The organism is Streptomyces sp. ICBB 8177 (assembly GCF_003144095.1).
In the GTDB taxonomy this organism is placed as follows: domain Bacteria; phylum Actinomycetota; class Actinomycetes; order Streptomycetales; family Streptomycetaceae; genus Streptantibioticus_D.
Window position 1 is genome coordinate 86261 of record NZ_NSKH01000018.1, and the last position, 21065, is coordinate 107325.

Consider the following 21065-nt stretch of genomic DNA (forward strand, 5'->3'; position numbering starts at 1 on the left):
GCTCAGGCGGACTCGTCCGGGCCCTGCGGGTACCCCCCGGCGGTACCGGTCCCGCCGTCCTCCTCCTCGGGGCCGTCGGACAGCACAGGCGATCCATGGTGGGACCACAGCCGCCAGCCCGCCGGTGTGCGGCGGAACACATTCGTGGCCACCACCAGACCGCCCACCAGGTCCCCGGCCGACCCGTCCTCCTGTGCGGGACCGCCGCTGAGGATGTTCTCGCTGCACGTCACGATCGCGGTGCCGTCCGCCGACGCGATCTCCACGTCGGTCAGGAAGAACTGCATGTAGTCGGTGTTCGCCATGATCAGCGCGTACGAGCGCAGCACGTGACCGCGCCCGCGCAGCACCGGCCAGCCCGGGTGCACCACGCTGACCGACTCGCCCTGCTCACCGTCGAGCAGCAGCTCCCCGAGGGCCTCCAGGTCACCGGCCTCCACCGCGTCGTAGAACGCCTGGTTGGCGCGCTCGACCGCCTCCCGCTCGGCCCGCGCCGCGCCGCCGTCCGCACCCCCCGCGCCGGCCGCCGTCACGTCGCCGCCTCGACCGCCCGGGCCACCCGCACCGCGTCGGCGGTCGGCCGCACCTGGTGCACCCGCACCGCCCAGGCCCCCTCGCGGGCCGCGATCGCGGAGACCGCGGCGGTCGCCGCGTCCCGCTCCCGCGCGGGCGGCGGATCGCCCTCGCCACCGGCCAGCACCCGGCCGAGGAACCGCTTGCGGGAGGCGGCGACCAGCAGCGGACGGCCCAGCGCACGCAACCGGTCGAGGTGCGCGACGAGCGCCAGGTCGTGATCGGCGTCCTTGGCGAAGCCCAGGCCCGGGTCGATCACCACGCGCTCGGGGTCGACACCCGCCGCGACCACCGCGTCCAGCCGCGCCCGCAACTCGTCGACGACCTCGGCCACCACGTCGCCGTAGACCGCGCGGGAGTTCATGTCGATGCTCGCGCCGCGCCAGTGCATCACCACGAACGGGACGCGGGCCTGCGCCGCCACGGAGAGCATCGCCGGGTCGGCCAGGCCGCCGCTGACGTCATTGACCAGCCGGGCGCCCGCCTCGACGGCCCGCTCCGCCACCGACGCCCGCATGGTGTCCACGCTGACCACCGCACCGGCCGCGGCCAGCTCCCGCACCACCGGGATCACCCGGCGCAGCTCCTCGGGCTCGTCGACCCTGCGGGCGCCGGGGCGGGTGGACTCGCCGCCGACGTCGACCAGGTCCGCGCCGGCGGCGATCAGGTCCAGGCCGTGCTTGACGGCACGCTCCGCGTCGAACCACAGCCCGCCGTCGCTGAACGAGTCGGGCGTGACGTTCACCACGCCCATCACCGCGCAGCGGTCCCAATCGGGCAGACCCGCCACCCGGCCTCGCAACGTACTCATACCCAAAGCGTAGGCGGTGCGCGGCGGGCCGAGGCCGGTCAGGCGGCCTTACGGCCGAGCGGGGTCACTCGCTTGTCCTGCGGATGCGCGCACTCCTGTTGGCGCGGCTCCCGGCTGACACCGGGAATCCAGCGGCGCACCCGGGCGGGCAGCTCCAGGGTGATGAAGGCCTCCGCCTGCATCACCGCGAAGCCGATCCTGGGCAGGTCGCGGTTGTTGGGGAAGACCATGAACCGCGGCTCCCAGACGGGCTGGAACTTCGCGTTGAACTTGTACAGCGACTCGATCTGGAACCAGCGGGAGAGGAAGACCAGAAGGCCGCGCCAGAAACGCAGCACCGGGCCGGCGCCGATCCGCTCGCCGCGGGCCAGCGCCGAGCGGAACATCGCGAAGTTCAGCGACACCCGCGTGATGCCCATCTCGGGTGCGTTGCTGAGCGCGTGCACGATCAGCAGCTCGTTCATCCCCGCGTCGGCCGAGCGGTCGCGGCGCATCAGCTCCAGCGAGATGCCGTCCTTGCCCCACGGCACGAAGTGCAGCACGGCCTTGAGGTCGCCGTGCGGCGAGGGGTCGTTCTCCTCGGTCTTGTGCGCGGTGACGACCACGCAGTCGCCGTCCTCCGGGTCGCCGAAGCGGCCCAGCGCCATCGAGAAGCCGCGCTCGGTGTCGGTGCCGCGCCAGTCGGCCGCCGCCGAGCGGATCCGGGCCCGCTCCTCCTCGGTCAGCTCGCTCACCCGGCGCATGCGGCAGGTGTAGCCGTTGCGCTCGACGCGCTTGACCATCTGCCGCACGTTGCGCATCGCCCGGCCGGACAGCGAGAAGGACCCGGTCTCCACGATCGCCTCGTCGCCCAGCTCCAGGGCGTCAAGACCGGTCTCGCGGGTCCACACCTCGCCGCCGGTCTCGCTGCACCCGACGACCGCCGGGATCCAGGCGTGCGCCCTGGCCTCGTCCATGAACCGCTCGATGGCGCCCGGCCAGGCCTCCACGTCGCCGATCGGGTCGCCGCTGGCGAGCATGACGCCGGAGATGACGCGGTAGGAGATGGCCGCCTTGCCGGTGGCGGAGAAGACGACCGACTTGTCGCGGCGCAGCGCGAAGTGGCCCAGCGAGTCACGCCGTCCGTGCTTGGCCAGCAGCCCCCGCAACCGCTCCTCGTCCTCCGCGCCCAGCACCGCGGTCGGGTGCTCCGGCCGCAGCACCAGGTACGCGGTGGTGAAGAGGATCAGGAAACCGAGGCCGCCCAGCGAGTAGCCGACCAGGTCGGCGGTGCGGTCCGAGGCGTAGTGCACCGGGCCGCCGAGGCCGAAGAGCCCGTAGAAGACCGTCTGGCACCGGTCGAGGAATCCCGGGTCGCCCATTTCCGACTTCGGGTGGGAACTGACGATCAGCAAACCGATGCCGAAACAGACGATGCTGAGCACCACGAAGTTGTAGACCGCGCGCCAGCGGGTACGAGGATCGGAGAGCGCCGCGAACTGCTCCCGATGGGTCAGCAAAGTGACGAACAGTCCGATCGAGAGCACGACGTCCACCGGGGACACGTGGTGGTGCAGCGCTTCCGCGGCCACCCCCGCCGGAAGCAGGACCACCGCCGCCGTCCAGGCACGTCGCTTGCGGCGCTTGAGGCCGTGGGCGAGCATCAGCAGCAGGAGGCCAACGATGATCGACGCGGCGGCCGCGATGCTGCTCACGGTGCCCGGCAGATACCCCGCCCAGGTGTGGATACGGCTGTGCCGGAACCGCGGAATGATGCCGTTGGCCAGGTTCAGCAGCCCGATCAGGGCGCACACCGTGCCCACCAGAGCGGGTGCCTTCGTCCCGGGTACGAGAACCACCCGGCGCTTCCGTGTGGCGGACGCCTCAGTCATCGATGCCGCCCTCTGACGGAACCCCTTTGAGGCAATCGGCATCTTTCTGTGCAGACATCGGTCTCCCAGCCCCGATAAGCGGATCTTGCGGCCCTGATACGCCCACGCGCTGCGTCAGGCGCCCTCTAGGACGTGAACACGGGCCCCGGGGTTCCACTCCCGGGCCAGGACGGCCGAACCACCGAACGGAAAGCGCCTCATGGGTCTCACCAGCAAAAAGCTCCTGGTCTTGGTCGTCGTCCTCGCGGTGGCCATGTTCTGCGCCACGATCTGGCTGTGGCCTCGGCTCTCCCGTACCGGAGTGAAGCCGGTGGCGGGCCGGGTCGGCCTGCTCTTCGGTGGCCAGCTGACGATCCTGGCGGCGCTGGGTCTGGCGATCAACTCGTACTTCGGCTTCTACTCCTCCTTCTCCGACCTGCTGGGCACCGACCAGGACCCCGGCCAGGTGGTGGACTACTCCTCCGGCGGCACCCCCGGCAAGCTCGGCCTGCAGCACCTGGGCCACGAGGCGGTCGGCGTGGCGGGCGGCGGCAACGCGGCGAAGGCCGGGCGGATCGACAAGGTGGAGATAAAGGGTGCGAAGACCGGCATCGTCACCCCGGCCTACGTCTACCTGCCCCCGCAGTACTTCCAGCCCGGCTTCAGCAAGGAGAACTTCCCGGCCGCGGTCATACTGACCGGCTACCCGGGCACCGCCGAGTCGCTGATCACCCGGATGAAGTACCCGCAGACGGCGACCGAGCACATCCAGAAGGGCAAGATGCAGCCCATGATCCTGGTCATGCTGCGGCCCTCGGTGGTGCCGCCGCGCGACACGGAGTGCATGGACGTCCCGAACGGCCCGCAGGTCGAGACCTTCTTCACCAAGGACCTGCGGCAGGCGATCTCGGCCAACTACCGGGTCGGCCCGAGCGCCCAGAACTGGGGCATCATGGGCGACTCCACCGGCGGGTACTGCGCGGTGAAGATGTCGATGCAGCACCCCGAGGCGTTCTCGGCGTCGGTCGCGCTGTCCGGCTACTACAGCACCCACAACGACCCGACCACCGGCGACCTGTTCGGCGGCAGCGCCCAGCTGAAGAACGAGAGCGACATGATGTGGTGGCTGAAGCACAAGCCGGCCCCCGACATCTGGACCCTGGTGACGACCAGCCGCAAGGGCGAGGGCAACTACAAGCAGACGCTGGCGTTCATCAAGGCGGTCAAGCAGCCGATGCAGGTCGCGTCGATCATCCTGCCGAGCGGCGGCCACAACTTCACCACGTGGAACCGTGAGCTGCCGGCCGCCCTCGACCAGCTGAGCCAGCACCTCACGCAGTGACCCCGGGCCCCGAAGCGGGGCGGCGATCCGTTCGCAGACAAAGCGGCCAGGAAGGCGACGCCTTCCTGGCCGCGGTGGTTTCCGGGGCCGGTCTGCCCTGGGGATCAGCGGGCCAGTATCAGGCTCATCGCCTCGGCCCGGGTGGCCGCGTGCCGCAGCTGGCCGCGCACCGCCGAGGTGGTGGTCTTGGCACCGGGCTTGCGGATGCCGCGCATCGACATGCACATGTGCTCGCACTCCACCACGACGATCACGCCGCGCGGCTCCAGGATCTCCATCAGGGAGTCGGCGATCTGCGTGGTGAGCCGCTCCTGCACCTGCGGGCGGCGGGCGTAGACGTCCACCAGCCGGGCCAGCTTGGACAGGCCGGTGATCTTGCCGGAGGTCGCCGGGATGTAGCCGATGTGCGCCACGCCGTGGAACGGCACGAGGTGGTGCTCGCAGGTGGAGTACACCTCGATGTCCTTCACCAGCACCATCTCGTCGTGCCCGAGGTCGAACGTGGTGGTCAGCACGTCCTCGGGGGACTGCCACAGGCCCGCGAAGATCTCCTTGTAGGCGCGGGCCACCCGGGCGGGGGTGTCGCGCAGGCCCTCGCGGTCGGGGTCCTCGCCCACCGCGATGAGCAGTTCCCGGACCGCGTTCTCGGCCCGCTTCTCGTCGAACTCGCCGGCAGGGCCGACGCCGTCCAGCGTCACCGGGTCGGTCATATGAGCCTCGTTCCTTTACAGCGTGCGCGCGCACGTGCGAAAAGCCGCGCCCCCCAGGCTAGAACCCTGGGGGGCACGGCGTTCATTCCGGGGGCGGACCAGGCCGCCCGGGCGTCAGCTGTCGCCGTTGCCCGAGTCCTCCGGCAGCTCGACCGCGTCGGCCGGCTTCTTGACCGTGGAGACCGACGGCGGGGTGGCGCCGTTGGCGGTCGTCGCACCGTTGGTCAGGGCCAGCTCCCGCGGGGAGAGCACCGCCGGACGGGTCGAGGGCGTCCGCCGGGAGGAGCCGGTCCAGGCCGGACGCGGCGGGCGCTTGACGACCGGCTTGAAGATCTCGGCGATCTCCTCCTTGTTCAGCGTCTCCTTCTCCAGGAGGGCCAGAACGAGGTTGTCGAGGACGTCGCGGTTCTCGACCAGGATCTCCCACGCCTCGTTGTGCGCGGTCTCGATGAGCTTCTTGACCTCTTCGTCGACCAGTCCGGCGACCTCTTCCGAGTAGTCGCGCTGGTGAGCCATCTCACGGCCGAGGAACGGCTCGGAGTTGTCCTGGCCGAACTTGATCGCGCCCAGTCGCTCGGTCATGCCGTACTGCGTGACCATCGCGCGGGCCGTCGCGGTCGCCTTCTCGATGTCGTTGGCCGCGCCCGTGGTCGGGTCGTGGAAGACCAGTTCCTCGGCGGCGCGCCCGCCCAGCATGTACGCGAGCTGGTCGAGCATCTCGTTGCGCGTCGTGGAGTACTTGTCCTCGTCGGGCAGGACCATGGTGTAGCCGAGCGCCCGGCCGCGCGACAGGATGGTGATCTTGTGCACCGGGTCGCTGTTCGGAGAGGCCGCCGCGACCAGGGCATGACCGCCCTCGTGGTACGCGGTGATCTTCTTCTCCTTCTCCGACATGATCCGGGTGCGCTTCTGCGGACCCGCGACCACGCGGTCGATCGCCTCGTCCAGGAAGCCGTTGTCGATCAGCTTCTTGCTGCTGCGGGCGGTCAGCAGGGCCGCCTCGTTGAGCACGTTGGCCAGGTCGGCGCCGGTGAAGCCGGGGGTGCGGCGGGCGACGGCCTGCAGGTCGACGTCCGGGGCGACCGGCTTGCCCTTCTGGTGGACCTTGAGGATCTCCAGGCGGCCCTGGAGGTCGGGGCGGTCCACCGCGATCTGGCGGTCGAAGCGGCCCGGACGCAGCAGCGCCGGGTCGAGGATGTCCGGCCGGTTGGTCGCGGCGATCAGGATCACGCCGCCCTTGACGTCGAAGCCGTCCATCTCGACCAGCAGCTGGTTGAGCGTCTGCTCGCGCTCGTCGTGGCCGCCGCCGAGGCCCGCGCCGCGGTGCCGGCCGACGGCGTCGATCTCGTCGACGAAGACGATGGCCGGGGCGTTCGCCTTGGCCTGCTCGAACAGGTCGCGGACCCGGGAGGCGCCGACGCCGACGAACATCTCGACGAAGTCGGAACCGGAGATCGAGTAGAACGGCACGCCCGCCTCACCCGCGACGGCGCGGGCCAGCAGCGTCTTGCCGGTGCCGGGCGGGCCGTAGAGCAGGACGCCCTTGGGGATCTTGGCGCCGACGGCCTGGAACTTGGCGGGCTCCTGGAGGAACTCCTTGATCTCCTGGAGCTCCTCGACCGCCTCGTCCGCGCCGGCGACGTCGGTGAACGTGGTCTTCGGGGTGTCCTTGGTGATCAGCTTGGCCTTGGACTTCCCGAAGTTCATCACCCGGGAGCCGCCGCCCTGCATCTGGTTCATCAGGAACAGGAAGACCACGACGATCAGCACGAACGGCAGCAGCGACAGCAGGATGCCGACGAACGGGTTCTGCTTCGACGGCGACACGGTGTAGCCGTCGGGCAGCTGGGTGCCGCCGCGCTGGTGGTCGCTGATCTGCGTCTGGAGCTTGTTGATGACCTCGGTCGCCTGCTGCGAGGTCGCGTAGCTGGCCTGGATCTTGCTGCCCAGGTCCTTGCCGTCGACCTTCGCGCCCGACTTGAGCTGGACCTGGATGGTCTGCGAATCGCCGGTGGTGATCTTGGCCGACTGGGCCTGGCCCGAGTCGATCGCGGCGACGACCTGGCCGGTGTCCACTGTCTTGTAGCCGCCCGAGGAACCGACGACCTGCATCAAGACGACCACGGCGAGGACGGCCAGCACGATCCACATGACCGGCCCACGGAAGTAGCGTTTGACGTCCATCCATGCGGGGCGGCGACGCCCCGTCCCTCCTGCCACAGTGAGAGCACCACGGCCACTTTCCGGCCGCCGTGCGCTAGCTAGGTGTATGACCCGACCTTCGGACGGTACCTCAGCATTGTCACTCCAAGCTGCCGAGGACCGTTAACAAACCCCTCTTCCCTTGCTCCAACGGCGAGAAACCGCGTTCGGTTCCATCAGGGGCATCCGAATGGCGGCCCGCCGTTCGACCTGCGGCGTCAGCCGCTTGTCAGCCGCCGTAGACGTGCGGAGCGAGGGTGCCGACGAACGGGAGGTTGCGGTACTTCTCCGCGTAGTCCAGGCCGTAGCCGACGACGAACTCGTTGGGGATGTCGTAGCCGACGTACTTCACGTCGATGGCGACCTTGGCCGCCTCCGGCTTGCGCAGCAGGGTGCAGACCTGGAGCGAGGCCGGGCCGCGGGAGCTGAGGTTGGACAGCAGCCAGGACAGCGTCAGGCCGGAGTCGATGATGTCCTCGACGATCAGGACGTCGCGGCCCGCGATGTCGGTGTCCAGGTCCTTGAGGATGCGGACCACGCCGGAGGACTTGGTGCCCGCCCCGTACGAGGAGACCGCCATCCAGTCCATGGTCACCGGGGTGGACAGCGCCCGGGCCAGGTCCGCCATCACCATGACGGCGCCCTTGAGGACACCGACGATCAGCAGGTCCTTGCCCTGGTAGTCCCGGTCGATCTCAGCCGCCAGCTCGGCGAGCTTGGCATCGATCTCTTCCTTGCTGATGAGCACCTTCTCCAGGTCGGTGCCCATGTCCTTCTCGTTCACCCGCGCTACTTCCTGCAAGGCCTGCCGGCTCGGAACGTCGATCAGTCATTCGGCTGCGGTTGCGCGCCGGAAGACCAGTCTGCCATCCGACCGGCGGGCCTCGACGCCCCCGGGCAGGTTGATGGGGCCCTGACCACGCCAGTCGGTGACCAGGCGGTCGGTTTCCTCCACGTGCCGTGCGAACAGCGATCCGGCGGGACTGCCCGCGCCCACCGCGGCCGACCGCAGCACCCGGCGGCGCACCGCGGCGGGCAGTAGGGCCAGCCGGTCGACGGCGAGCGCGCCGTCCGGGTCGCCGTCGACCGCCGCGTCCCGTCCGGCGCAGGCGGCCCACTGGTCGAGGGCGTCGGCGTCGTCGCGGAAGAGCTGGGCGGTGCGGGCCAGCGAGGCGACCACCCCGCGGCCGAGCGACTTCTCCAGCACCGGCAGCGCCTCGTGCCGCACCCGGGCCCGGGTGTAGGCGGGGTCGGCGTTGTGCGGGTCCTCCCACACGTCGATGCCCTGCGCCAGGCAGGCCTTGCGGGTGGTGTCGCGGTCCAGCAGCAGGAAGGGGCGCCGGTAGCGTCCGCCGGGCCCGGAGACGGCGGCCATGCCGGACAGTGAGCGGGTTCCGGAGCCGCGGGCGAGGCCGAGGAGAACGGTTTCCGCCTGGTCGTCCCGGGTGTGGCCGAGCAGGACCGCGGTCGCGCCCAGGTCGCGGGCGGTGCGCTCCAGCGCCGCGTAGCGGGCGTCGCGGGCGGCGGCCTCGGGACCGCCCTGGCGGCCGACGGTGACGCCGACCGCCTCGACCGGGTCGAGGCCCAGGTCGCGCAGGCGGGCGGCGACGTCCAGCGCGCGGGCGGCGGAGCCCGCCTGTAGGCCGTGGTCGATGGTGACGGCGCCGGCCCGTACGCCCAGTTTGCGGGCCTCGAAGGCGAGGGCGGAGGCGAGCGCCATGGAGTCGGCGCCTCCGCTGCATGCGGCGAGGACGAGGGGGACGGGCCGCGGATCGCGGCGCAGCGCGTCGGGGACGCCGGAGCGGTCGAGGGCGGCGGCCTGGCGGACGGCGGAAGCGGCGGACGCACCGGCGCGCAGGGCGCTCTCGCGGCGCCCGCCGGGCAGTCCCGCGCCCCGGACCGGCTGGACGGGGCCGCCGCAGGGAACGGTGTCGGGGGTGGTGCGGGGCCGGCCGGCCGCGGTGGCGGCGGTGTCGGCGGCCAGGTCTTCGGTGAGCGCGTCGTGCAGTACGTCGTGCAGTACGCGGCGGACCGCCAGGCGTATCGCGGCGACCGCGGGGTGGGGACCCATGTCCAAATCCCTCCTGGAGACCCAGTTCCTCCACGGGGACGAGCGGGGAGGCGATAGGGTGCAATGACGGAGCGTAGCTAGATGGTGACAGATGTCAGCCTGTACCCGAGCATCGCACGCCTACCCATCGGCCATGGTCCCTCGGACGGGTGAAAGCTGGGGCGCTCCGGGCTCACGCGTCCCCGTGCCGGTGCACCCTCGCGATCCAGTCCGCCGGTTTGGCGATCTCCGCCTTGGTCGGAAGGGTGTTGGGCGAGGTCCACACGCGGTTGAAGCCGTCCATGCCGACCTCGTCGACGACCGCGCGCACGAAGCGCTCGCCGTCGCGGTACTGGCGCAGCTTGGCGTCGAGGCCGAGCAGCTTGCGCAGCGCCTGGTCGAGGCGGCCCGCGCCGGAGGCCCGGCGCTTGGAGAACTTCTCCCGGATCTCGGCGACCGAGGGCACGACCGCGGGGCCGACCCCGTCCATCACGTAGTCGGCGTGGCCCTCCAGCAGCGACATCACGGCGGTCAGCCGGGCGAGGATCTCGCGCTGGGCCGGGGTCTGGACGATCTCCAGCATGCTCAGGTTCTCGCGGCCCTCGCCGCCCTCGCCGTCCTCCTCGGGCCGGGAGCCGCCGACCACCGACTGGGCGGCCTGCCGTACGCGTTCGAGCAGGGTGGCCGGGTCGATGTCGGTCTGGGCCAGGAACTCCTGGATCTCCGCCTCGATGTGGTCGCGCAGCCACGGCACGGCGGTGAACTGGGTGCGGTGGGTCTCCTCGTGCAGGCACACCCACAGCCTGAAGTCGTGCGGGTCGACGTCGAGTTCGCGTTCGACGTGCACGATGTTCGGCGCGACCAGCAGCAGGCGTCCGGTGCGGCGCTCGCCGGGTCCCGGGGTGGCGGGTCCCGCGGGCAGGTCGCGGGTGGCCGGGGCGAACGTCTCGTACTGCCCGAGCACCCGGGAGGACATGAACGACAGCAGGGCGCCCACCTCGACGCCGGTGACCTTGCCGCCGACGGTGCTGAGCACGGCGCCGCCCGGCAGCACGGAGCGGCGGGCGGCCATCTTCTCCAGCAGCGGCTTGAGGATCTCGCGGAACCCGGCGATGTTGGCCTTGATCCAGCCCGCCCGGTCCACCACCAGCACGGGCGTCCCGTTGTCCGCCGCGCCGTCCTCGGCCGGCTCGCCGGGGCCGTACATCCTGGTGAAGGCGCGGACGTGTTCCTCGGAGGACTTGGCGTGCGCGCGCAGTTCGGTCACCACCGCGCGGGCCTCCTCGCGGCTGACCTCCGGGCCGGGCCGCGCGAGCCGGGTGGCGGTCGCCACCGCGAGGTTCCAGTCGACCATCCCAGGAGATGCGGACCCACCGATGCTCGTCATGGCTTCACCGTACGTGCAGTGGCGCGCGTTTGGACGGCCCGGCGCCGGTTTCAGGGTTTTCCCGGGGTACGGACGCGGGCCGGGGCGTCCCTAGCGGCAGCCGCAGCCGGCGACCGCCGAGGCGAGCCGGTCCAGCGCGCCCTGGGCGGCGTCCGGGTCGGTGGTGCCGGAGGTCATGAAGGCGAAGACCAGCAGCCGTCCATCGCCGTCCACCACGGTGCCGGCGAGGGTGTTGACGCCGGTGAGGGTGCCGGTCTTGGCGCGCACCAGGCCGGCCGCGGAGGAGGGCGGGCCGCCGGCCGCGGCGGTGTCGCCCTCGCCGGACTGGAAGCGGTCGGCCAGCGTGCCGGTGAACCCGGCGACCGGCAGACCGCTCAGGACGGAGCGCAGTTCGGGGTGGGCCGGGCTCGCGGAGTCGAGCAGCAGGTGGGCGAGGAGGTCGGGGGTGAGCCGGTCGTCGCGGTCCAGGCCGCTGCCGTCGTCGAACACGGTGCCGGCCAGCGGCATGCGCAGCCGGGTCAGCTGCTCGCGGATCGCCTGCGCTCCCCCGGTGAAGCTGACGGGGGTCCCGGTGCCGAGGGCGGCCTGACGGGCGAGCGCCTCGGCGATGTCGTTGTCGCTGTTGGTCAGCATGCGTTCGACCAGCGCGGACAGCGGCATCGACAGCACCTGCGCGAGCGGCGCGTGCGTCCCGGCGGGTGCGGAGCCCGGCTTCACCTGGCCGCGGACGGTGATCCCGTCGCGTCCCAGCAGCGTCGCGAAGGTCCGCGCGGCGGAGGCGGCGGGGTCGGCCTGGCGGGGGGCGTCCTCGGTGGAGGCCGGGTCGGTCCTGCCCTCGTCGGCCATCAGCGCGGTGACCGGGGCGATGTTGTCGTTGACACCGATGGGGTGCAGGAGCGGGCCGGTGTAGAGCGAGGTGTCGTAGGTGAGCGTGACCTCGGTGGTGCGGCGGGCCCGCAGCGCCTTGGCGGTGTCGGCGGCGAGGGTGACGAGGGAGGCCGGGGTGGCGTCGGGGTCGGCGCCTGCCGGGGTGGGGCTCGCGGTCAGCGTGGGGTCGCCGCCGCCGACCAGCACGATCGCGCCGGGTCCCGCGCCGGGCAGCACGCGGGTGGCGATGCGGTGGCCGGGGCCGAGGGCCTCCAGGGCGGCGGTGGCGGTGGCGATCTTGGTGGTGGAGGCGGGGGCGGACGCCGTGTCCTGGTCGTGCCCGTACAGCAGGCGTCCGGTGCCCGCGTCGAGGACGGCGCCGGTGCGGGTGCCGCCGAGGGCGGGGTCGTCGAAGAGCGGGCCTGTCGCGTCGGCCAGGCCCTGCGTGGTGGGCGCGGGGACGTCGGGGCCGGCGGGCGCCGGTCCGGCCGACGTGGTCCCGGCGTCGAGGCCGGTGAGCACCGGTGGGGCGGCGGCGGAGGGCAGGGCGAGTCCCGGCGGCGGGCCGGGGCGGCGTATGCCGTCGCGGCGGTCGGCGGCGCGGCGCTCGGCGGTGCGCTGGCCCGACTGCCAGGGGCCCGCGGCGGCGACCGACGCGAGCGCCACCGCCAGACCCGCCCCGGCCGCGGTCACCACGAGCCTGCGGACCGCCGTGGCCTCGGTCTTCTCCACCCCGACCAGCCCCTTTCGCCAGCACACACCTGCGTGAGGGACACTTAATCACCCGAAGTATGTGCTGATCATCGCTGTCGATGGAGGAGTCTTGGAGTTCGACGTCACGATCGAGATCCCGAAGGGTTCGCGCAACAAGTACGAGGTGGACCACGAGACCGGTCGTATCCGCCTGGACCGCAGGCTCTTCACGTCCACCAGCTACCCGGCCGACTACGGCTTCGTGGAGAACACGCTGGGTGAGGACGGGGACCCGCTGGACGCGCTGGTCCTGCTGGACGAGCCGACGTTCCCGGGCTGCCTGATCAAGTGCCGTGCCATCGGCATGTTCCGGATGACCGACGAGGCGGGCGGCGACGACAAGCTGCTGTGCGTCCCGGCCTCCGACCCGCGTATGGAGCACCTGCGCGACATCCACCACGTCAGCGAGTTCGACCGCCTGGAGATCCAGCACTTCTTCGAGGTCTACAAGGACCTGGAGCCGGGCAAGTCGGTCGAGGGTGCCGACTGGGTGGGCCGTGCCGAGGCCGAGGCCGAGGTGGAGGCGTCCATAAAGCGTCTCGAGGCGGCGGGCGGCCACTGAGCCGTGCGCCCCGGTGGCGTGACGCCCCGAGGTGACGACGAGGACCCCGGACCAATGCGGTCCGGGGTCCTCGCGTTCGGGCGCTTCGTCGCGGCCGTACGGGTCAGAAGCCGCGGGTGCGCTTGGCCGCGCGGCGGGCCTGGCCGCCGATCGGGACCTTGACCATCATCCGCAGCAGCTCGCCGCCGAGGTTGACGCCGATGGCGATGGCCAGCGCCAGGGCGACCGCCTTGGCCAGCGAGGCGACGCCGAGGTCCTGGCGGCCCTGGGTGAAGGCGAGCAGCCCGAAGTAGGTCGCGCTGCCCGGCAGCAACGGGCCGATGGCGGCGGTGACGTAGGGCAGGGCCGAGGCGTGCTCGTAGCGGGCGAGCAGTTGGCCGAAGACGCCGACCATCCCGGCGGCGACCGCGGTGGCCGCGATCGGGGAGAGCCTGGCCTGATGGGTGAGGCTGCCGTAGACGACCCAGGCGATGCCGCCGTTGAGGGTGACGACCGGCAGCACGGCGCGTTCGCACTGGAGCATCACGGCGAACGCCAGTGTCAGCACCATCGCGGCGACCAGCTGCACGATCGGGTTGTCGTAGGTGCGCAGCGCCTCTTCCGGGTTGAGTCTGACGTGCAGTTTCACGCCGACGTACAGCACGATCGTGACGCCGAAGACGATGCCGACGATCAGGTACATGACCTCCAGCAGGCGGGCGGAGGCGGTGATGTAGAAGCCGGTCAGGCCGTCCTGGACGCCGGCGACCAGCGCGCGGCCGGGGATCAGCGCGTACAGCCCACCGGTGATCACGGCGGAGGCCTGGAGGTGGCCGCCGCCGGGCAGGTGGGTGCCGCCGAGGTTGAGCAGGACGCCCATCAGCGCGGCGGGCATCGCGGCGGACACGAACTGGTAGAACTCCGGCAGCCCGCGGCCCGCGCACAGCCAGGCCAGCCGGTCGCCGAGCATCGCGCCGATCGCGGCGGCGGCGAAGACCGTCGGCCCGCCGCCGACCAGCTGGCTCGCGGCGCCCGCCAGGATGCCCGCGGCGGCGGTCAGCAGCCAGCCGGGGTACGGGTGCCGGTTGCGGCGGATCTCGGCGAGGGTGCGGTAGGCCTCCTCCAGGGTCACCTCGTGCGCGCTGATGTCGTCGATGAGGCGGACGACTGCGGCGAGGCGGGTGTAGTCGGTGCCCCGGCGGCGCACCGTGCGGCTGACCGTGACGGGGTCGTCGACCAGCGACGGCTGGTGGGTGACCGACAGCAGCGTGAAGGTCACCGTGGGTTCGACGCGGTCGAGCCCGTAGGCGTGGCCGACGGCGAACATCGCCGCCTCGACGTCCTCGGCGCCCTCGCCCCCGGCCAGCAGCAGTTCGCCGATGCGCAGCGTCAGGTCGAGCACGCGGGGCACGGCGGGGCCCTCCGCCTCGGGCTTCGCCACGGCCTCCGGCGAGGGCCGCTCGGCGACCGGCATCCGCAGCATCGCCCGCATCCGGTCCTGCCAGGGCGCGTCGCTGGCCAGCCGGACCATGGGGATGCCCTCGGGCGGGGTGAAGGCGGGGAAGCGGTGCGAGCCGGTCGTGCTGCCCGAGGGCGTCCCGGGGCCGGGGGCGGCAGGGTGGGTCGTGCCCGAGGGCGGGGAGAAGGCCGAGCCCTCCGGTTCCGGCGCGGGCGGCAGCGGGACGCCGAGCGGCGGGGTGAACGCGGAGTGCGCCTCGTCCGAGTCCGGCTTGCCGTCCTCGTTGCCGGGGTTGCCGGGGTTGCCGGGGTGGCCCGGGCCCGCGGGCCCGCCGGGGGTGGTCATCGCTTGACGGCGCGGTGACGCCCGCGCTGCGGTGCGGCGGTCCCCCGGCGCGGCCCGGGCACGCCGACAGGCGGTGCGCCGGGAGTCGTGGCGGCGGACGCGGTGGCCGTGCCGGGGGCGGTCGCGGCGGGTGCGGGGGCGCGGCGGCGGGACCTGAGGTACTCGATGCCGATCGGCACCACCGACACCAGGACGATGACCACGAAGATGCCCTCGATGTGGTCGCGTACGAAGGCGACCTGTCCCAGGAAGTACCCGAGGACGGTGACGCCCGCGCCCCAGGCGGTGCCGCCGATCAGGTTGAAGACGAAGAACGTGCGGTAGTTCATCCGGCTGACGCCCGCGACGATCGGGGTGAAGGTGCGCACGATCGGCACGAAGCGGGCCAGCAGGATCGACTTGGGGCCGTGGTGCTCGAAGAAGGCGTGCGCCTTCTCCACGTTCTCCTGCTTGAACAGCCGGGAGTCGGGTCTGCTGAACAGCGTGGGCCCGACCTTGCGCCCGAACAGGTACCCAGCCTGGTCGCCCAGGACGGCGGCGACCGCGATGAGCGCGCACAGCAGCCACAGCGGGGTGTGCAGGTACTTGTCGCCCGCGACCAGCATGCCCGCGGTGAACAGCAGCGAGTCACCCGGCAGGAAGAAGCCGATCAGCAGTCCCGACTCGGCGAAGACCACGACCATGATCCCGATCGGCCCGAAGGTCTGGATGAGCTGGTCGGGGCTGAGCCACGCCGGGCCCAGGGCGAGGGTCGTCACGGTGGCGGGCTCCTGGTCGTGGGCTGCGGTCGGTAGGGGACTCCCCTGACAAGTATGAACGGACGTGATCGGCGCGCCGTTCCGGTCGGCCGTCCCGGGATGCGTCACACCTGCCCCACCGGGCACGCTCTACTCATGAGCATCGATGACTACGGCGGCGGCCCCGGCCCGCAGGCCGACATTCTGGTCGTGACGACGAACGACGTCCCCGGCTACCGGGTGGAGAAGGTGATCGGCGAGGTCTTCGGCCTCACGGTCCGCTCCCGGCACCTGGGCAGCCAGATCGGCGCGGGGCTGAAATCCATGATCGGCGGTGAGCTGCGCGGCCTGACCAAGACGCTGGTGCAGACCCGCAACCAGGCGATGGAACGGCTCATCGAGCAGGCGCGGGCGCGCGGCGGCAACGCGGTTTTGATGATGCGGTTCGACGTCACGGAGGCGGCCGACGTCGGCACGGAGGTCTGTGCCTACGGCACGGCAGTCGTGATCACCCGGGAGACGTGAGGCGCCCCCTGACGGGGCGAAGGACGGCCGCCCCGCCGCGGTGGCGGGGGCCGTCCCCGGCCCCACCGCCCGGCGGGGGGCGGTCGCGCAGTTCCCCGCGCCCCTTTCGGACTCAGGGAGCAGCAACCACCACGCCCCGTCAGGGGCGCGGGGAACTGCGCGAGCAGCCACGACGGGGCGGCAGAGGGTCACTCGCCAGGGGGCCCACGGTCGAGCCCGGACCCTCCCCGCGCCCCTTCGGGGCGCTCACGCGTTCACGCGGGCCCTGCGGCGGCCCTGGGGGCCGGTCAGGACCGGCTTCAGGCGGCCCAGGCGGGCGCGTTCCACCGCCGCCTCGCCGAAGCGGCCGCCCGCCAGGGTGAGCGGGATCGCCAGCGCCACGCCGACCACCACACCGGCGGCCACGTCGTGCGGGTAGTGCGCTCCGACCCACATCCGGGACGCGCCCATGGCGATCGCGGTCAGCACGGCCACGTACCCCAGCCTGCGGTCGATGATGATCAGCGCGGTCGCCGCGGAGAAGGCGACGACGGTGTGGTTGCTGGGGAACGCCCAGTCGGTCGGCGCCTGGCACGCCTCCAGGTGGTACAGGTGCGGAAGCTGGCGGCACGGCCGCACCTCCTGCACCACCGACTTGATCAGGTCGTTGACGACATAGACCAGCACCACCGTCACCGGCGTCACCAGCACGCGCGCCATCATCAGCGGCGTGTGCTGCCGCGCCGACCACCAGGCGATCCCCAGGTAGACCGCGAAGATCACGATCCCGTACGCCGACCAGTACTTGACGAGGTCGTCGAACCACGGCGGGGCGCTGTGCGCCCAGCCGGTGATGGTCGTCAGCAGGCCGCCGTCGATCGTGGCCCCGTCGAAGGCGAGGTCACGGACCCCGGGAGCGCTGTGGACCACATCGGCGGCGACGGGCGGTGCGAGCACGGGCGGACTTCCTCCGGTAATCGACGGCGACGGGCGCGGGACCGGCGTACGGAACGGGCGGACACGCTCGCCGCGCGCCCAGCCGAAGGTTACGCGTGCGTGTCGCTCCGTCTACAGACTCGTAGACTGTCAGCCAACTGTAGACGACGCCGGAGGGGGCGCTTCACGTGACGGACACCGGACGCCGCCCGGCCGGTGAACTGGAGTCCGCCGTCCTCGCGGCACTGTGGGCCGCGCACACCCCGCTGACTCCGCCGCAGGTGCAGCGCAGGCTGGACGGGGCGCTGGCCCGTACGACGGTCGCGACGATCCTGGCCAGACTGCACGAAAAGGGCACCGTGGCCAGGAGCCGCGCCGGTCGGGCCTACGCGTACACCCCCGTGGTGGAGGACCAGGCCGCGCTCGCCGCCCGCCGGATGCACTCGGAGCTGGCCAAGGGCGAGGACCGCGACGGCGTGCTCGCCCACTTCGTGTCCGGGCTCACCAGCGACGACGAGCGGCTGCTGCGCGACCTGCTGGACCGCATGGGCCATGGGACGATCGAAGGACCCGCGGGCGGCGGCCACCGGGAGCCGGAATCCGGGACCGGCTGAGGAACGCGGCGCGACGAGCCGGACGGCCCGTACGTCTACACTCGCGTAGACATCCCGGGTCCGCGCCCGCCGGGGCCCGGCCGTCGTCACCATCCGTAGAGGGACGCACATGTACGCCATGACCCACGGGTCGCAGCTCGCCGTCAACCTGCTGGACCCCACCTCACTGCTGTCCTCCTTCGGCACCTTCGGCATCTTCGTGGTGCTCTTCGCCGAGACGGGGCTGCTGGTGGGCTGCTTCCTGCCCGGCGACTCGCTGCTGTTCACCGCGGGTCTGTTCACCACCACCAGCGCGACCGCGGTGATCCACCTGTCGCTGGCGTGGGTGCTGGTGGCGGCGGGCTGCGGGGCGCTGCTGGGCGCCCAGACCGGCTACGTCATCGGTCGTCGCGGCGGCCCGGCGCTGCTGGCGAAGTACAAGAACCCCAAGCTGCACCAGGCGGTCGAGCGTTCCGCGGAGATGCTGGAGCGGTACGGCTACGGCAAGGCGGTCGTGCTGGCCAGGTTCATCCCGCTCGTGCGCACGGTGCTCAACCCGATGGCCGGGGTGCTCGGCGTGCCGGTGCGGACCTTCACCGGCTGGCAGGTGCTGGGCGGGCTGCTGTGGAGCCTGGGCGTGACCGTCGCCGGGCACGTGCTGGGGTCGACCATCCCCAACATCGACCACTACCTGCTGCCGATCGTGGCGCTGGTCGTCGTGGTCTCGCTGATCCCCGTGGCGCTGGAGATCCGCCGCGCCCGGCGCGCCCCGGCCAACGGCTCGTGACGGCCCCAGGCCCCTCGTGACGGCCTGAGGCCCGAAGGGCGCGGGCGTCAGGCTCCCGTGCCGCCGCTCGTGGCGCCTCCCCAGGTCTGCGGGCCGCCGCGCAGGAACGCGTCGCCGTGGGCGCTGATGTGGCTCTCCAGGGCGGTCAGAGCGCTTGCCACCGCCTCGTGGCTGCCGGAGCCGCGCTGCTCGGCGTAGTAGGCGGCGCCCAGCTTGCGCAGGAGTTCCTGGCCGGTCCTGGCGTTCTGGACCTCCTCCACCTTCTCCTTGCCCACATCCAGGCCCCGCTGAGCGGCTTCCTTCGCCCGATCCAGAAAACCAGCCATGCCGTGCCTCCGAAACGTCGGTTGTGTGGGGGGAACGCCCCGCCCAGGGAGAAGGGTTCCCCGGGGGTGACGTCGTTCACCCGGTCGGGTGCCTCTCCTGGCGGCCGGGCGACGTTTTCCGGGGGTTTTCCCTCCAGCGCTTCCGGATCGAGCCCCGAACGGGTGATACTCCGAGGCAGAGCCATCAATCGGAAGAGCAAGATCACCTCTGGTGAGAGCGAGGCTGCGCAATGTTCAGGAACGGGCTCGAACCGTGGCACGTCATCCTGGTCGTAGTGGTGTTCGTGTTGCTCTTCGGCTACAAGAAGCTGCCCGACGCCGCCCGCGGCCTCGGCAAGTCGTTGCGCATCCTGAAGTCCGAGACGAAGGCGCTGCGCGAGGAGGGCAAGGAGCCCGCCCAGCCCTCCGCCGACGACCGCACCGCGCGGGAGGGCACCGCGGAGCGCCGTGACGCCCTGGAGCACCCCGGCGCCGCCCCCGGCCAGGCAGGGGCCCGCACGGAGCCCGGCCCGGTCAAGAACGAGCAGCCGACGCCCTGACGCCAGGCGCCCCGCCCGCGCCGGCGCCCCTGCCGCCGCTCCCGCCCGCAGCGCGTCGTACGCCGGTCAGGTGACCGGCACGATGGGCGGCGGGCGGTAGGTGTCGTCCAGCACCTCGTCGCACGGCTCGTACAGCCGCAGCACCGGGCGGAACGGCCCCGCGGGCGTGGGCAGCCAGTTCGCCCGCTCGGCGGGGTCGGCCGGCTCGTCGTGCCGCAGCGAGATCGTGAGCGACCCGTCGTCGCCGTAGCGCAGTCCGGGCGTGCGGTCGCCGATCGCGTACCGGCCGATCGGGTTGGGCACCAGCAGGTACTCGTCCGCGTCGTACATCGTCACCGACCAGAACGCCTTGACCGGCGGCGGGCTGTCGAAGCGCAGGACGTAGGCGCGCTCGCCGGTGAGCCGGGCGCCGGTGGCGTCGGTGAAGGTGTGGGCGTAGGCGGCCTCGTAGGCGTGGTTGCCCCACAGCGCGGTGCGGGCGGCGACCGCGCGGGTGAGGTGGGCCGCGGCCCGGTCGGGGATGCGCCACCGCGGGGAGTCGACCGTGCCGGGGCCGAAGTGGTCCAGGTTGTAGTCGGACAGGTGGAGGTTCATCTCCCAGCCGCGCACGGCGGCCCGTGCCGCGTCCACCACGGCCGCGACCCCCGCGGCCACGCCCTCCGGATCGCCTGCCGCCCCCGCGGCGCCCGCGTCGACGGCACCCGCGCCGCCCGCTGCCGGCCCGTCGCCCGGCACCGTGAACGTGGGCCGGGTGCCCGGGTCCGGGTAGTCGTCGGCGCCCTCGTAGTCCAGTTCGTCGTAGGCCGGGTCGCCGTGGGCCTGCACGCCGTGGCCGGGACCGCTGGCCGCCTCGATGCGCTCCTTGCCGGCCGCGGCGCCCTTCTCCAGCGCGCGCAGCAGTTCCGGTTCCGGGTCGCGGTACGGGGACGGGCCGGTGGTGGTCAGCAGCCCGAGCGGCAGGAACGCCTCCTGGTAGGCCACCTCGGGCGCGGCGGGCGGGAACGCGGCCATCCAGACCCGCAGTTGCTCGAAGAACCGCACAGGGCCGAGGACCTCGGGGTCGGGGCGCGGCAGGCCGGAGGGCGCGGTGCCGTCCGGCTCCAGCGGACGCAGCGTCAGCCGCTCCTGGAGTTCGGCGACCCGGGTGACGTCCCGCGGGTCGTCGGGTCCGGCGCAGGCGAAGCGGCCGACGATGGTGGCGACGGTGGTGGGTGAGGAGATCACCGGTACGCCGCTGAAGGTGTGCCCGCTCCAGCCGGGCGGCTCGATGAGCCAGGTGGCCGCGGCGGTTCCGGTGGCGCGGCGGCCGACGTAGGCGAAGTTGTTGCTCCAGGCGTCGACGAACTGCAGGACGTAGTACCGCCCGCCGGTGTCCGGGACGCGCAGCAGCAGGGGCCCGGCGGACAGGTCGAGCTGGGCGACGGAGTAGAGAGTGTCGTTGCTCACGGAGACGAACTTCGCGTCAGGATCGGCGAACCGGGCCGAGTGGGCGAAGGTGTTGAACGGCGCGGGCGGCAGCGGTCCCATGCCGGCGGTGGTGAAACGCTCGACCGTCGACAGGTCGTAGACCAGCGGAAAGCCGTAGATGTAGGCGTCTGCGGCCAGGGCGGCGAGGTCGGTGCCGGGCACGGCGGTCCTCCTCCCGTAGGCCTTCCGGTCGAGCCCTTTGGCCGGGTTTGTCGACAGGTCCGTTTCGGATGCTTCCGTACGCCTTTGGATGCTAACGGGACTGACGCGTAATCGCCTTTCGAGA

At 72.2% G+C, this 21065-nt stretch carries 20 protein-coding genes; 6 read left to right on the forward strand and 14 right to left on the reverse strand.

The features are described 5' to 3' along the window. Nucleotides 1-2: 2 nt before the first annotated feature. From CK485_RS08740 to CK485_RS08750, 3 genes are read right to left on the reverse strand one after another with little or no spacing between them, the layout of a single operon-like run. Nucleotides 3-533: a nuclear transport factor 2 family protein gene (locus CK485_RS08740; RefSeq protein WP_109448762.1), complete on the reverse strand. Its 531-nt coding sequence runs from the start codon at nt 531-533 to the stop codon at nt 3-5. Next, on the reverse strand, nt 530-1384 hold the full coding sequence (gene folP, locus CK485_RS08745) for a dihydropteroate synthase (RefSeq protein WP_109452648.1): 855 nt from the start codon (nt 1382-1384) through the stop codon (nt 530-532). Before folP ends, CK485_RS08740 begins: the two co-directional genes overlap by 4 nt. Nucleotides 1385-1422: 38 nt before the next feature. After that, nucleotides 1423-3255 carry a phosphatidylglycerol lysyltransferase domain-containing protein gene (locus CK485_RS08750; RefSeq protein ID WP_109448764.1) on the reverse strand — a complete coding sequence of 611 codons (1833 nt, stop codon included), beginning with the start codon at nt 3253-3255 and terminating at the stop codon, nt 1423-1425. Nucleotides 3256-3454: 199 nt separating this feature from the next. Here CK485_RS08750 and CK485_RS08755 point away from each other — a divergent pair, with 199 nt between their 5' ends. Further along, complete coding sequence (locus CK485_RS08755; RefSeq protein WP_109448766.1) at nt 3455-4576, forward strand: alpha/beta hydrolase-fold protein; 1122 nt, start codon at nt 3455-3457, stop codon at nt 4574-4576. A 104-nt stretch (nt 4577-4680) separates the two neighbouring features. Here the strand turns inward: CK485_RS08755 and folE are convergent, their stop codons facing one another. The 6 genes from folE to dacB all read right to left on the reverse strand — a co-directional run bounded on the left by folE (nt 4681) and on the right by dacB (nt 12524). After that, on the reverse strand, nt 4681-5286 hold the full coding sequence (gene folE, locus CK485_RS08760) for a GTP cyclohydrolase I FolE (protein ID WP_109448768.1): 606 nt from the start codon (nt 5284-5286) through the stop codon (nt 4681-4683). 114 nt (nt 5287-5400) lie between these two features. After that, nucleotides 5401-7470, reverse strand: coding sequence for an ATP-dependent zinc metalloprotease FtsH (gene ftsH / locus CK485_RS08765; RefSeq protein ID WP_109448770.1), 2070 nt, complete (start codon nt 7468-7470; stop codon nt 5401-5403). A 247-nt stretch (nt 7471-7717) separates the two neighbouring features. Continuing rightward, the gene (gene hpt / locus CK485_RS08770) at nt 7718-8257 is read right to left on the reverse strand and encodes a hypoxanthine phosphoribosyltransferase (protein WP_109452650.1); all 540 of its coding nucleotides are present in this window, start codon (nt 8255-8257) and stop codon (nt 7718-7720) included. A gap of 60 nt (nt 8258-8317) precedes the next feature. Next, nucleotides 8318-9559 carry a tRNA lysidine(34) synthetase TilS gene (tilS, locus tag CK485_RS08775; protein ID WP_109448772.1) on the reverse strand — a complete coding sequence of 414 codons (1242 nt, stop codon included), beginning with the start codon at nt 9557-9559 and terminating at the stop codon, nt 8318-8320. A 172-nt stretch (nt 9560-9731) separates the two neighbouring features. Continuing rightward, nucleotides 9732-10925: a zinc-dependent metalloprotease gene (locus CK485_RS08780; RefSeq protein ID WP_109448774.1), complete on the reverse strand. Its 1194-nt coding sequence runs from the start codon at nt 10923-10925 to the stop codon at nt 9732-9734. Between the two features lie 90 nt (nt 10926-11015). Then, nucleotides 11016-12524: a D-alanyl-D-alanine carboxypeptidase/D-alanyl-D-alanine-endopeptidase gene (gene dacB, locus CK485_RS08785; RefSeq protein ID WP_241968235.1), complete on the reverse strand. Its 1509-nt coding sequence runs from the start codon at nt 12522-12524 to the stop codon at nt 11016-11018. Between the two features lie 91 nt (nt 12525-12615). On the opposite strand from dacB, the gene CK485_RS08790 reads away from it, so the two are divergent. After that, nucleotides 12616-13107 carry an inorganic diphosphatase gene (locus CK485_RS08790; RefSeq protein WP_109448776.1) on the forward strand — a complete coding sequence of 164 codons (492 nt, stop codon included), beginning with the start codon at nt 12616-12618 and terminating at the stop codon, nt 13105-13107. A 103-nt stretch (nt 13108-13210) separates the two neighbouring features. Here the strand turns inward: CK485_RS08790 and CK485_RS08795 are convergent, their stop codons facing one another. Next, on the reverse strand, nt 13211-14890 hold the full coding sequence (locus tag CK485_RS08795) for a threonine/serine exporter family protein (protein ID WP_109448778.1): 1680 nt from the start codon (nt 14888-14890) through the stop codon (nt 13211-13213). Next, entirely contained in the window at nt 14887-15648 is a 762-nt protein-coding gene (locus CK485_RS08800) for a VTT domain-containing protein (RefSeq protein WP_109448779.1), read from the reverse strand. Before CK485_RS08800 ends, CK485_RS08795 begins: the two co-directional genes overlap by 4 nt. Nucleotides 15649-15783: 135 nt before the next feature. Between CK485_RS08800 and CK485_RS08805 the strand changes: the two genes are divergently transcribed. After that, complete coding sequence (locus CK485_RS08805) at nt 15784-16152, forward strand: YbjQ family protein (RefSeq protein ID WP_109448781.1); 369 nt, start codon at nt 15784-15786, stop codon at nt 16150-16152. 246 nt (nt 16153-16398) lie between these two features. Here CK485_RS08805 and CK485_RS08810 read toward each other — a convergent pair whose 3' ends face one another. After that, entirely contained in the window at nt 16399-17088 is a 690-nt protein-coding gene (locus tag CK485_RS08810; protein WP_109448783.1) for a phosphatase PAP2 family protein, read from the reverse strand. A 167-nt stretch (nt 17089-17255) separates the two neighbouring features. Here CK485_RS08810 and CK485_RS08815 point away from each other — a divergent pair, with 167 nt between their 5' ends. Together CK485_RS08815 and CK485_RS08820 are read left to right on the forward strand one after the other, a co-directional pair. Continuing rightward, nucleotides 17256-17681 carry a BlaI/MecI/CopY family transcriptional regulator gene (locus CK485_RS08815; protein WP_109448785.1) on the forward strand — a complete coding sequence of 142 codons (426 nt, stop codon included), beginning with the start codon at nt 17256-17258 and terminating at the stop codon, nt 17679-17681. Between the two features lie 109 nt (nt 17682-17790). Then, nucleotides 17791-18447 (forward strand): DedA family protein, encoded by a 657-nt coding sequence (locus CK485_RS08820; RefSeq protein ID WP_109448787.1) that lies wholly within the window; start codon nt 17791-17793, stop codon nt 18445-18447. Nucleotides 18448-18494: 47 nt separating this feature from the next. Here the strand turns inward: CK485_RS08820 and CK485_RS08825 are convergent, their stop codons facing one another. Continuing rightward, on the reverse strand, nt 18495-18773 hold the full coding sequence (locus CK485_RS08825; RefSeq protein WP_109448789.1) for a hypothetical protein: 279 nt from the start codon (nt 18771-18773) through the stop codon (nt 18495-18497). 230 nt (nt 18774-19003) lie between these two features. On the opposite strand from CK485_RS08825, the gene tatA reads away from it, so the two are divergent. After that, complete coding sequence (gene tatA / locus CK485_RS08830; protein WP_109448791.1) at nt 19004-19312, forward strand: Sec-independent protein translocase subunit TatA; 309 nt, start codon at nt 19004-19006, stop codon at nt 19310-19312. A gap of 66 nt (nt 19313-19378) precedes the next feature. On the opposite strand, the gene CK485_RS08835 is transcribed toward tatA, so the two are convergent. Beyond that, complete coding sequence (locus tag CK485_RS08835; RefSeq protein ID WP_109448793.1) at nt 19379-20941, reverse strand: DUF1254 domain-containing protein; 1563 nt, start codon at nt 20939-20941, stop codon at nt 19379-19381. Nucleotides 20942-21065: the final 124 nt, after the last annotated feature.

Bases quoted from the DNA above. Each gene is read 5' to 3' on its own strand.
- folP (WP_109452648.1), bottom strand. From the start codon at position 1,384: ATGAGTACGTTGCGAGGCCGGGTGGCGGGTCTGCCCGATTGGGACCGC.
- CK485_RS08820 (WP_109448787.1), top strand. From the start codon at position 17,791: ATGTACGCCATGACCCACGGGTCGCAGCTCGCCGTCAACCTGCTGGAC.
- folE (WP_109448768.1), bottom strand. From the start codon at position 5,286: ATGACCGACCCGGTGACGCTGGACGGCGTCGGCCCTGCCGGCGAGTTC.
- tatA (WP_109448791.1), top strand. From the start codon at position 19,004: ATGTTCAGGAACGGGCTCGAACCGTGGCACGTCATCCTGGTCGTAGTG.
- hpt (WP_109452650.1), bottom strand. From the start codon at position 8,257: ATGGGCACCGACCTGGAGAAGGTGCTCATCAGCAAGGAAGAGATCGAT.
- CK485_RS08780 (WP_109448774.1), bottom strand. From the start codon at position 10,925: ATGACGAGCATCGGTGGGTCCGCATCTCCTGGGATGGTCGACTGGAAC.
- CK485_RS08805 (WP_109448781.1), top strand. From the start codon at position 15,784: ATGAGCATCGATGACTACGGCGGCGGCCCCGGCCCGCAGGCCGACATT.
- CK485_RS08795 (WP_109448778.1), bottom strand. From the start codon at position 14,890: ATGACCACCCCCGGCGGGCCCGCGGGCCCGGGCCACCCCGGCAACCCC.
- ftsH (WP_109448770.1), bottom strand. From the start codon at position 7,470: ATGGACGTCAAACGCTACTTCCGTGGGCCGGTCATGTGGATCGTGCTG.
- tilS (WP_109448772.1), bottom strand. From the start codon at position 9,559: ATGGGTCCCCACCCCGCGGTCGCCGCGATACGCCTGGCGGTCCGCCGC.
- CK485_RS08825 (WP_109448789.1), bottom strand. From the start codon at position 18,773: ATGGCTGGTTTTCTGGATCGGGCGAAGGAAGCCGCTCAGCGGGGCCTG.
- CK485_RS08755 (WP_109448766.1), top strand. From the start codon at position 3,455: ATGGGTCTCACCAGCAAAAAGCTCCTGGTCTTGGTCGTCGTCCTCGCG.
- CK485_RS08750 (WP_109448764.1), bottom strand. From the start codon at position 3,255: ATGACTGAGGCGTCCGCCACACGGAAGCGCCGGGTGGTTCTCGTACCC.